At 35.4% G+C, this 8,047-nt stretch carries 11 protein-coding genes and 1 tRNA gene; 7 read left to right on the top strand and 5 right to left on the bottom strand.

Annotated features, from left to right (window positions below):
• Positions 1–297: 297 nt before the first annotated feature.
• The 3 genes from glmS to OZD64_RS01930 all read right to left on the bottom strand — a co-directional run bounded on the left by glmS (position 298) and on the right by OZD64_RS01930 (position 2,784).
• Positions 298–2,118 carry a glutamine--fructose-6-phosphate transaminase (isomerizing) gene (gene glmS, locus OZD64_RS01940; RefSeq protein ID WP_274999207.1) on the bottom strand — a complete coding sequence of 607 codons (1,821 nt, stop codon included), beginning with the start codon at positions 2,116–2,118 and terminating at the stop codon, positions 298–300.
• A gap of 80 nt (positions 2,119–2,198) precedes the next feature.
• The gene (gene yajC / locus OZD64_RS01935) at positions 2,199–2,570 is read right to left on the bottom strand and encodes a preprotein translocase subunit YajC (RefSeq protein ID WP_010081840.1); all 372 of its coding nucleotides are present in this window, start codon (positions 2,568–2,570) and stop codon (positions 2,199–2,201) included.
• A 137-nt stretch (positions 2,571–2,707) separates the two neighbouring features.
• Positions 2,708–2,784, bottom strand: a tRNA-Asp gene (locus tag OZD64_RS01930).
• Positions 2,785–2,975: 191 nt separating this feature from the next.
• Here OZD64_RS01930 and rpsB point away from each other — a divergent pair.
• From rpsB to OZD64_RS01895, 7 genes are all read left to right on the top strand, one after another.
• A complete protein-coding gene (rpsB, locus tag OZD64_RS01925; protein WP_010962661.1) occupies positions 2,976–3,824 on the top strand; it encodes a 30S ribosomal protein S2 in 849 nt (282 codons plus the stop codon).
• On the top strand, positions 3,805–4,665 hold the full coding sequence (tsf, locus tag OZD64_RS01920; protein ID WP_070356839.1) for a translation elongation factor Ts: 861 nt from the start codon (positions 3,805–3,807) through the stop codon (positions 4,663–4,665). The genes rpsB and tsf overlap by 20 nt, the downstream gene beginning before the upstream one ends.
• A 16-nt stretch (positions 4,666–4,681) precedes the next feature.
• A complete protein-coding gene (pyrH, locus tag OZD64_RS01915) occupies positions 4,682–5,419 on the top strand; it encodes a UMP kinase (protein ID WP_369800793.1) in 738 nt (245 codons plus the stop codon).
• Positions 5,420–5,426: 7 nt separating this feature from the next.
• Positions 5,427–5,984 carry a ribosome recycling factor gene (gene frr / locus OZD64_RS01910; RefSeq protein ID WP_010962658.1) on the top strand — a complete coding sequence of 186 codons (558 nt, stop codon included), beginning with the start codon at positions 5,427–5,429 and terminating at the stop codon, positions 5,982–5,984.
• 63 nt (positions 5,985–6,047) lie between these two features.
• Positions 6,048–6,233 carry a hypothetical protein gene (locus tag OZD64_RS01905; protein ID WP_244263354.1) on the top strand — a complete coding sequence of 62 codons (186 nt, stop codon included), beginning with the start codon at positions 6,048–6,050 and terminating at the stop codon, positions 6,231–6,233.
• 6 nt (positions 6,234–6,239) lie between these two features.
• Positions 6,240–6,935 (top strand): polyprenyl diphosphate synthase, encoded by a 696-nt coding sequence (gene uppS, locus OZD64_RS01900; RefSeq protein ID WP_006279327.1) that lies wholly within the window; start codon positions 6,240–6,242, stop codon positions 6,933–6,935.
• A complete protein-coding gene (locus tag OZD64_RS01895) occupies positions 6,925–7,551 on the top strand; it encodes a phosphatidate cytidylyltransferase (protein WP_010082212.1) in 627 nt (208 codons plus the stop codon). The genes uppS and OZD64_RS01895 overlap by 11 nt, the downstream gene beginning before the upstream one ends.
• 16 nt (positions 7,552–7,567) lie before the next feature.
• Here the strand turns inward: OZD64_RS01895 and OZD64_RS01890 are convergent, their stop codons facing one another.
• Both OZD64_RS01890 and OZD64_RS01885 read right to left on the bottom strand, forming a co-directional pair.
• Positions 7,568–7,759 (bottom strand): zinc-finger domain-containing protein, encoded by a 192-nt coding sequence (locus tag OZD64_RS01890; RefSeq protein ID WP_006279326.1) that lies wholly within the window; start codon positions 7,757–7,759, stop codon positions 7,568–7,570.
• 127 nt (positions 7,760–7,886) lie between these two features.
• The coding region (locus OZD64_RS01885) for a transposase (RefSeq protein WP_274999147.1) at positions 7,887–8,047 on the bottom strand (161 nt) is incomplete at its 5' end.

Genomic DNA, 8,047 nt, shown 5'->3' with positions numbered 1-8,047 from the left:
CTTAAAAATATTAATAATTATACACTATTATTAACAATTATTCAACCATATTTTTGAAGATAGCTATGCCGCCGCGAACCGTCATACCGCCGCGGTATCTCTAGATCCCGCTAACAAGCAGCGGGATGACGAATTACTTAACCGTCATACCACCGCGAACCTTCATACCGCCGCGGTATCTCGGCATAGATTCCGCTAACAAGTAGCGGAATGACGATTGTGTATCGTGTTTTGCTAAAAATCACAGAATGCAGTCTGGTCACCTTAATTAGAAGTTTAGCTTTAACTTTAAATGGACTACTCAACCGTGACAGACTTAGCTAAATTTCTTGGACAATCTGCATCTAACCCTTTTTTTGCTGCAGTAAAGTAAGCAAGGAATTGCATAGCAACACTGTAGATGATTGGAGAGATAAAATTATCAGTGTCTGGAAGTTGCACCACATCTGCGCAAACTCCCCTTAGGAATGGCGCTCCTTGTTTATCACTGAAGGCAATTACTTTGCCTTTTCTTGCAATAATCTCTTGTATATTAGATAGCGTTTTAAAGAATAAATCATCATAAGGGATAATTGCTATAACAAGCACAGTAGAGTCTATTAAAGCAATAGAACCATGCTTCATTTCTCCCGCTGCAATACCAGTTGTATTGATATATGAAAGCTCTTTTATTTTCAATGCGCCTTCCATTGCAACTCCGTATGAACTTCCTCTGCCGATTAAAATAACGTTATTGTGTTCTAATATACTGTCCGATATATGTTGTATTTTCATCACATTCAAAACGTGCTCAACATACTCGGGAATAGAGTTAATAGCGTTGCTTAGCTGTTTTATTCTCTCTCCACCCAGTACACCTTTTATTTTTCCAAGCTCCACGGCAAAGCATGCTAAAGTTGCAAGTTGCGCAGAAAAGGTTTTTGTTGAAGCAACACCAATTTCTGGCCCAGCAAGAGTATGTAACACAATATCTGAGATCTTTTCAATGCTGCTGCTAAATGTATTAGTTATACTAATGATTGTTTGCTTCTGTGATTTTGCATAACGCAGCGCTTCTATGGTATCTGCAGTTTCACCAGATTGAGAGATAAATAACCCAATGCTGCCTTCTTCCAGCTTGACGTTGCTATACCTAAATTCTGATGAGATTTCTAGATATACTCGAACTTGAGCGACATTTTCCAGCCAATACTTTGCTATTAGCCCAGCAAAATAAGATGACCCGCATCCAACTATAGTAATGTAACTCAGCTCAGAAAACAATTTTTTGTTAGCAAATATTACCTCTTTATATTGCTTGTAAAATTGATTTATTGTTTTGTTTAATGCACGCGGTTGCTCAAAAATCTCTTTTAACATGAAGCTAGGGTAACCATTTTTGCTAATTAGAAAATCACTTGGACTACTATTTTCTATACTGCGTTTAACTTGTGTACCATTGTTGTATATACTAACTCCACTAGATTTTATCACTGCAATGTCATCATCTTCCAAATGCGATATTCTTTCCACAAATGCACTTAAAGCATTAGAGTCAGATGCAGCAAACACTGTGTTACAGTTATAGCCTATTGCTAAAGGCAAATTTCTCTTCGCAACAAATAAGGCGTCTGGATATTCTGCAAATAATAAGACCAAGGCAAATGAGCCATGTAAGTTGTTTAAACACTTAAATAGAGAATCAATTGGCAACAATCCTTCATCAAGATATAAGGTTAGCATGTTTGGTATGATCTCTGTGTCAGTGTCAGTATGGAATGACATGCCCCTTTCTTCTAGACCCTTTTTTAGCAGATTGTAATTCTCAATTATGCCGTTATGAGCAACAACAACATTATTTGTACGAATGGGGTGAGCATTTTTAAGGCCTGGGACTCCATGTGTAGCCCAGCGAGTATGTGCTATACCAACTGTACTGTGAGACATCTTGCTGTCATCAACAACTTCACATAACCTTTCGACTTTACCTTCTGATTTTTTGACTTCTATCTTACCTTCGTTATTTATGATTGCTATACCTGAGGAATCATATCCCCTATATTCCAATTTTTGTAACCCAGTTAGTAAGGTTGGTATTACTGAATCACCGCTACTTACTACACCAAATATTCCGCACACAAATGGATCACCAAACAAACTTTTTTCTAAACATGTTAAGCATTTTTGCCTTTATTACTGGTTGATTTATATTCTTTTTATCATTCTTTCGATTTTACCTTTTTAATTGGTTTAGCTGCTACTTTTTGAGTTTCTTTGCTTAAAACCTCAGATATAGCGGACTTTAGAACTTTTATCTCAACTTTTGGTGCTATTTCTATTATAAATTGTGCATTTGCCTCATCAACTTTATTAACTTCACCTATTATTCCACCAGAAGTAATGACTGTATCACCACGTTTTATTTGATCTATCATCTTTCTATGTTCTTTTAGTTTTTTTTGTTGCGGGCGAATAATGAGAAAATAAAATACCACAAATATTAAAATCAGTGGAATAAAACTAGCAAAAGATGCGCCGATACTTGATGTATTGCTAGTTGCATCTGCTGCAAAAACTTCAGAAATGAGCATATTTAATCCTAATTGTTAATGATAAAAACAAACCTATTTAAGTATTAATTACAATACCATGCCATGTCAAGTTTGGTGAAGGCGTTTCTCAATACCGGCAATAATACTGCGAATTCTAAGTTATGCTAAAACTAATATGGCGGGAGTGATGAGACTTGAACTCACGACCTCATGCGTGACAGGCATGCGCTCTAACCAACTGAGCTACACCCCCCTAATTTCTTTTTAGCATTTTCGGGCTTCAACTTTAAAGCTAATAAACATGTTGCCCTTTGTCAATATTTTTTGTTTGCGCTTTGCTGTCTTTTCTATTACTATGTAAATAATTTAATTTCACACATGGCTTGTACAAGTAGTCCCATTAGGGTTATGCCATGGAAGATAAACTATTTGGAGGAATGATATATGACAAATTTGCCTAAAGTCACTGTGCGTGATTTAGCTGAATCTGGTGTACATTTTGGTCACAAAATTAGTCGCTGGAACGCAAAAATGGCTCCATACATATATGGAGTGCATCAAGAAAATCGTATACATATAATTGATTTGCGAAAAACACTACCATTGCTACAGGTGGCCATGAAGGCTTTATATGACGTTGCATTTCAAGGTGGTCGCATTCTATTTGTTGGTACAAAGTTTCAAGCTTTTGATATTATTGCAAGTGAAGCGATTCGTTGTGGTCAATATTATGTGAATCATCGTTGGCTTGGTGGTATGCTTACTAATTGGGGCACTGTTTCTTCTTCGATAAAAACCTTGATGCAATATGAGAAAATATTAAATGACGAGGATAGCATTTTAACAAAGAAAGAATTGGGAAACATTGAAAAGAAAAAGCAAAAGCTTGATAAGGCGCTTGGCGGTATTAGAGAAATGGGAGCAATTCCTGATATCTTATTCATCATTGATACTAATAAAGAGCATATAGCGGTTAAGGAGGCTAAGAAGTTAGGAATTCCAATAGTTGCAATACTTGATACTAATTCTGATCCAGATGGTATTACTTATCTAATACCTGGAAATGATGACTCAAGAAAATCAATAGAGCTCTATTGTAAATTAGCTACCGACTCTATATTAGCTGGAATAGAGTCTAGTCTAGCAAAATCTGGAGTTAAGATTGATGATATAAGGGGTGATGAGTTTATTCAAGAAAAAGAAGATGGTATTGTGCAAACTAAAAGGAGACGTAGTAAAGTTTACAAAGAAGAAGAAAGGGAGGTAGTAACAAATGAAGATGAATCCAGATGATATAAGAGAATTACGTGATAGAACAGGGCTTGGCTTAAGTGACTGTAAAAAAGCATTAGAAGAATGTGATGGTGACATTAAGAAAGCCGTTGATAAGTTACGTACAATAGGTCTTGCTAAAGCTGACAAAAAATCTGATAGAGTAGCTTCAGATGGGCTCGTTGCTATGTGTTTGACTGAAAATTGTGGTGTATTGATTGAACTCAATTGCGAAACCGATTTTGTCGCAAGGAATGAGAAATTTATAGAGTTAGTTTTAAATTTAGCATCAATTGCTCATCAAGAACGCTGTACTAGCGTTGATGAGTTAAAAAATGCCAAGTATGAAAGCATTGGCACAGTGCAGGAAGCTATTATGAATGGTACGTCAGTTCTTGGTGAGAAGCTAGAGTTAAGCAAGCTTTGTTACTTAGAAGCTAAGGATGGAGTTATTGCTGGCTACGTACATGGTGATGTGTGTGGCTTAGGTAAGATTGGTGCTTTAATTGCATTGCAATCATCTGGTGATAAGGCGAAGCTACAAGAGATTGGGAAACAAATAGCTATGCATGTAGTTGCTATGAAGCCTGAAGCTTTGTCTATAGATGATTTAGATCAAATGAAGTTGAACAACGAACGTTCTATAATTGAAGAGCAAGTGAGGAGCTTAAATAAACCTGAAGAAGTAGCAAAAAAAATAGTAGATGGACGAATGGCTAAGTACTATGAAGAAGTTGTTTTACTGGAGCAAAAATTTATAAAGGATGATAAGATGAAGATTTCTGATTTTATAAAATCAAGCGAGTTGAGTGCTGTTAAACTCTCTAATTACAAGTTACTTGTTTTGGGTGATGCAGATTAAATAGCAAAAAATGTTTATTTCAACAAATGAAAAAAGCGAAATAAAATATTCCAGGGTGTTATTTAAAATCTCTGGTGAGGCTTTGATGGGATCAAAGCAATTTGGTCACGATATGGAGACTATAGGTGAGTTATCTAAAGGCATAGTTGAAGTTTGTAATCTTGGAGTTCAGGTATGTATTGTTGTTGGTGGTGGTAATATCTTTCGTGGCACATCTGCGTCTTTAAGTGGTTGTGAAAGAGCAAGCAGTGATTATATTGGAATGCTTGCAACTATAATCAATGCTTTAATTTTACAAAACTTTTTAGAAAAAAATTTAGTAGCTTCTAGGGTATTATCTGCAATACCCATGGCCACTGTATGCGAACCTTACATCAGAAGGAAAGCTATTCGTCATTTAGAAAAAGGTAGAGTGGTAATTTTTGCAGCAGGCACAGGCAACCCATTTTTTACTACAGATACAGCTGCAGCCTTACGTGCTGTTGAAATGAATTGTGATGTTATTCTAAAGGGTACGCAAGTAAATGGTGTATACTCCGCTGATCCGAAAAAAAATGAGGATGCTGTAATGTATGATAGGCTTTCTTACACGGATTTATTGACTCGTGATTTAAAAGTTATGGATGCATCAGCAATTTCACTTGCTCGTGAGAATTCTATTCCAATTATAGTTTTTTCTTTGAAGGGAGAAAAAATAGTCAATATTATTAAGGGTCAAGGTACTTATACTATAGTTTCAGATTGTAAACAGTAGGTAATTTATGTTAAATGAAATAAAAGCTAAAACAAAAGAAAGAATGCTAAAAACTATTCAGTCCTTTCATGATGATATTAAAGGCGTACGCACTGGTAGAGCTAGTGCATCTTTGCTTGATGGTATAGTTGTAAACATCTATGGTGGGCATCAAAAGTTAAATCAAGTTGCAGGCGTTTCGGTTATAGATAACAAAACCCTATCAATTAAAGTTTGGGACATTAGTGTTGTAGGTGAAGTGAAAAACGCTATATTAAATGCTAACCTGAATTTAAATCCTGTTGTCGAGGGTAGCACCATACGTATAGCTCTTCCGGACTTGACACAAGAAACCCGTGAAAAATTAGTGAAATTATTGCATCAGTTTGCTGAAAATGCACGGATTGCCATTAGAAATATACGTAGAGATATTATGGAAGAAACAGAAAAAATGAAGGAAAATAAAGAAATCTCAGAAGATGATTTTCATGGTGCTAAGAAGGAAATACAAAATATTACTGATGATAATATAAAAAAGATTGATGGTGAATTGTCCATCAAAGAAAAGGATATACTGAATCACTAAATGATATGGAGAAAGCTTACATAGCAAATGATGTCATTCCAGTGTTTACTATACAACTATCTGATGCACTTGTTTGAAATCAAATTTCCTGGATCCCAGTGTCGGAGCACTGGGATGACACCAATTTTGCATTCAAGTATCAACTATTGGTGTCACTACAGTAACTCTCTTCCTGTCATGCAAGTAGCTGACACCTTCCAGGTGTCCATTGAAATCCAAAAAATTTCACTCAAGTCAAAATTAGGTTAAATTTAAATGTTGAATCAAGAATCTTTACCGAAACATTTAGCAATTATTATGGATGGTAATGGTAGATGGGCGAACAATCAAGGAAGGGTAAAAATTGATGGTTATAAAAAGGGCAGTGAAGTTGCATACGATATTGCCAAGTATTGTACGGACTTAACTATACCCTACTTAACTTTGTATGCATTCTCTATGGAGAATTGGCTTAGACCTAAAAACGAAACTGACTGTCTATTTGATTTATTTTACTCCGTTTTAACTAATGAAGATAAAGTCAATTTCATTTACAATTGTAACATTAAGTTGAATTTTATTGGCAATTTAAGTCTGTTACCCAGTAAAATATTGGATCAAATTAAAAAAGCAGAAGAAATGACACATAAGAACGATGGTTTATTACTCACTGTGGCAGTCAGTTACGGAGCAAAGCAAGAAATTACACAAGCTATAAGCAATATTATAAAAGAAAATATTGCTTATGTATCAGAAGAGGAATTTGAAAAATTTCTGTATACTAAAGATTTGCCAAAATTGGATTTATTAATTCGCACTGGCGGCGAAAAAAGGTTAAGCAACTTTTTATTATGGCAAGCAGCTTATGCTGAATTGTATTTTTGTGATACTTTATGGCCTGATTTTTCTTGTCAAGATTTGAGTAAAGCATTAGAAGATTATACAAAAAGAGAGAAAAAATATGGTAGATAATAATTTTATAATTAGAATGTTGTCCTCAATAGTAATATTATTCATATTTTCCTTTGCTACATATTTCAGTGATTTATCGTTTTACCTATTGATTTTTTCGATAGCAGTTTTATCTTCTTTTGAATGGTATAATCTAACCCAGGGAAACAAAATTTTATACGTTTTTGCATTATTATTGATTGCACTACCAAGCGCCTCATTAATATATTTATATAATCTACCACAGGGAAAATACGCATTAGTATGGTTCGTCTTAACCATTTGGGGAATTGACGTTACTGCCTACCTGTTTGGCAAGAATTTTGGTGGAGCTAAAATTTGCCCAATTATTAGCCCTGGAAAAACTTGGGCAGGACTTCTTGGTGCGATTTTAGCTGGAGTAGTGTGCACAATTTTTGGATCAATATTTTTTGGTCTATTTTCAATTTTTTATTCTCCAATCATTGGCCTTGCAATTGCTATTCTAGCGCAACTTGGCGATTTCACTGAGTCGCTTGTTAAAAGAGCTTACGGTGTTAAAGATAGTGGAAATATGATACCTGGCCATGGGGGAGTGCTCGACCGTATGGACAGTTTCATTTTTACTGCCCCTCTTATTGCTATTTACATAAGCTAAGTCTGCAGAAGTACCATTAGAGCTCATCCCTAGTCAGCTCCCCAACCGCTTCTACAGTGCAGTCATGGACAAACGTCTTTTCACAATAAGGGCAGGCTATTTCCTCTTCTTCTCCCATATCTAAATATATTAATGGATGGCCGGAACCCTCATCATTCTCATCACCATGACAACAAACTTTTCTATTATTAACCCTCACTTTTGACATGCTGCTCCTTTAGCTTATAACATTTTATATATTGAATATACCCATTCAGAAATAAAAAACAACAAGCACTATTCTCCATTTTTTATCCTATTCAGGTTAATCAGAGGTTGTCCGGAAACTAGTAAATTCAAGCATATTCCCTCTTTAACATAACCCTACTCATAGCTAGGTATATGAAATTCTCAGTGGATGTTGTGAGTAAATCATACTCCTTCGATAGCCTTCTATTCCTATTAACCCAAGCAAAAGTCCTTTCTACAACCCATCTTCTTGGCTGTACTTTAAACC

The sequence above is a fragment of the Wolbachia endosymbiont of Drosophila tristis genome (assembly GCF_028981745.1).
Taxonomy (GTDB): domain Bacteria; phylum Pseudomonadota; class Alphaproteobacteria; order Rickettsiales; family Anaplasmataceae; genus Wolbachia; species Wolbachia pipientis.
This window is presented reverse-complemented; position numbering and strand designations above follow the sequence as displayed.

Bases quoted from the DNA above. Each gene is read 5' to 3' on its own strand.
- uppS (WP_006279327.1), top strand. From the start codon at position 6,240: ATGTTGAATCAAGAATCTTTACCGAAACATTTAGCAATTATTATGGAT.
- yajC (WP_010081840.1), bottom strand. From the start codon at position 2,570: ATGCTCATTTCTGAAGTTTTTGCAGCAGATGCAACTAGCAATACATCA.
- OZD64_RS01905 (WP_244263354.1), top strand. From the start codon at position 6,048: ATGCACTTGTTTGAAATCAAATTTCCTGGATCCCAGTGTCGGAGCACT.
- rpsB (WP_010962661.1), top strand. From the start codon at position 2,976: ATGACAAATTTGCCTAAAGTCACTGTGCGTGATTTAGCTGAATCTGGT.
- OZD64_RS01890 (WP_006279326.1), bottom strand. From the start codon at position 7,759: ATGTCAAAAGTGAGGGTTAATAATAGAAAAGTTTGTTGTCATGGTGAT.
- tsf (WP_070356839.1), top strand. From the start codon at position 3,805: ATGAAGATGAATCCAGATGATATAAGAGAATTACGTGATAGAACAGGG.
- frr (WP_010962658.1), top strand. From the start codon at position 5,427: ATGTTAAATGAAATAAAAGCTAAAACAAAAGAAAGAATGCTAAAAACT.
- OZD64_RS01895 (WP_010082212.1), top strand. From the start codon at position 6,925: ATGGTAGATAATAATTTTATAATTAGAATGTTGTCCTCAATAGTAATA.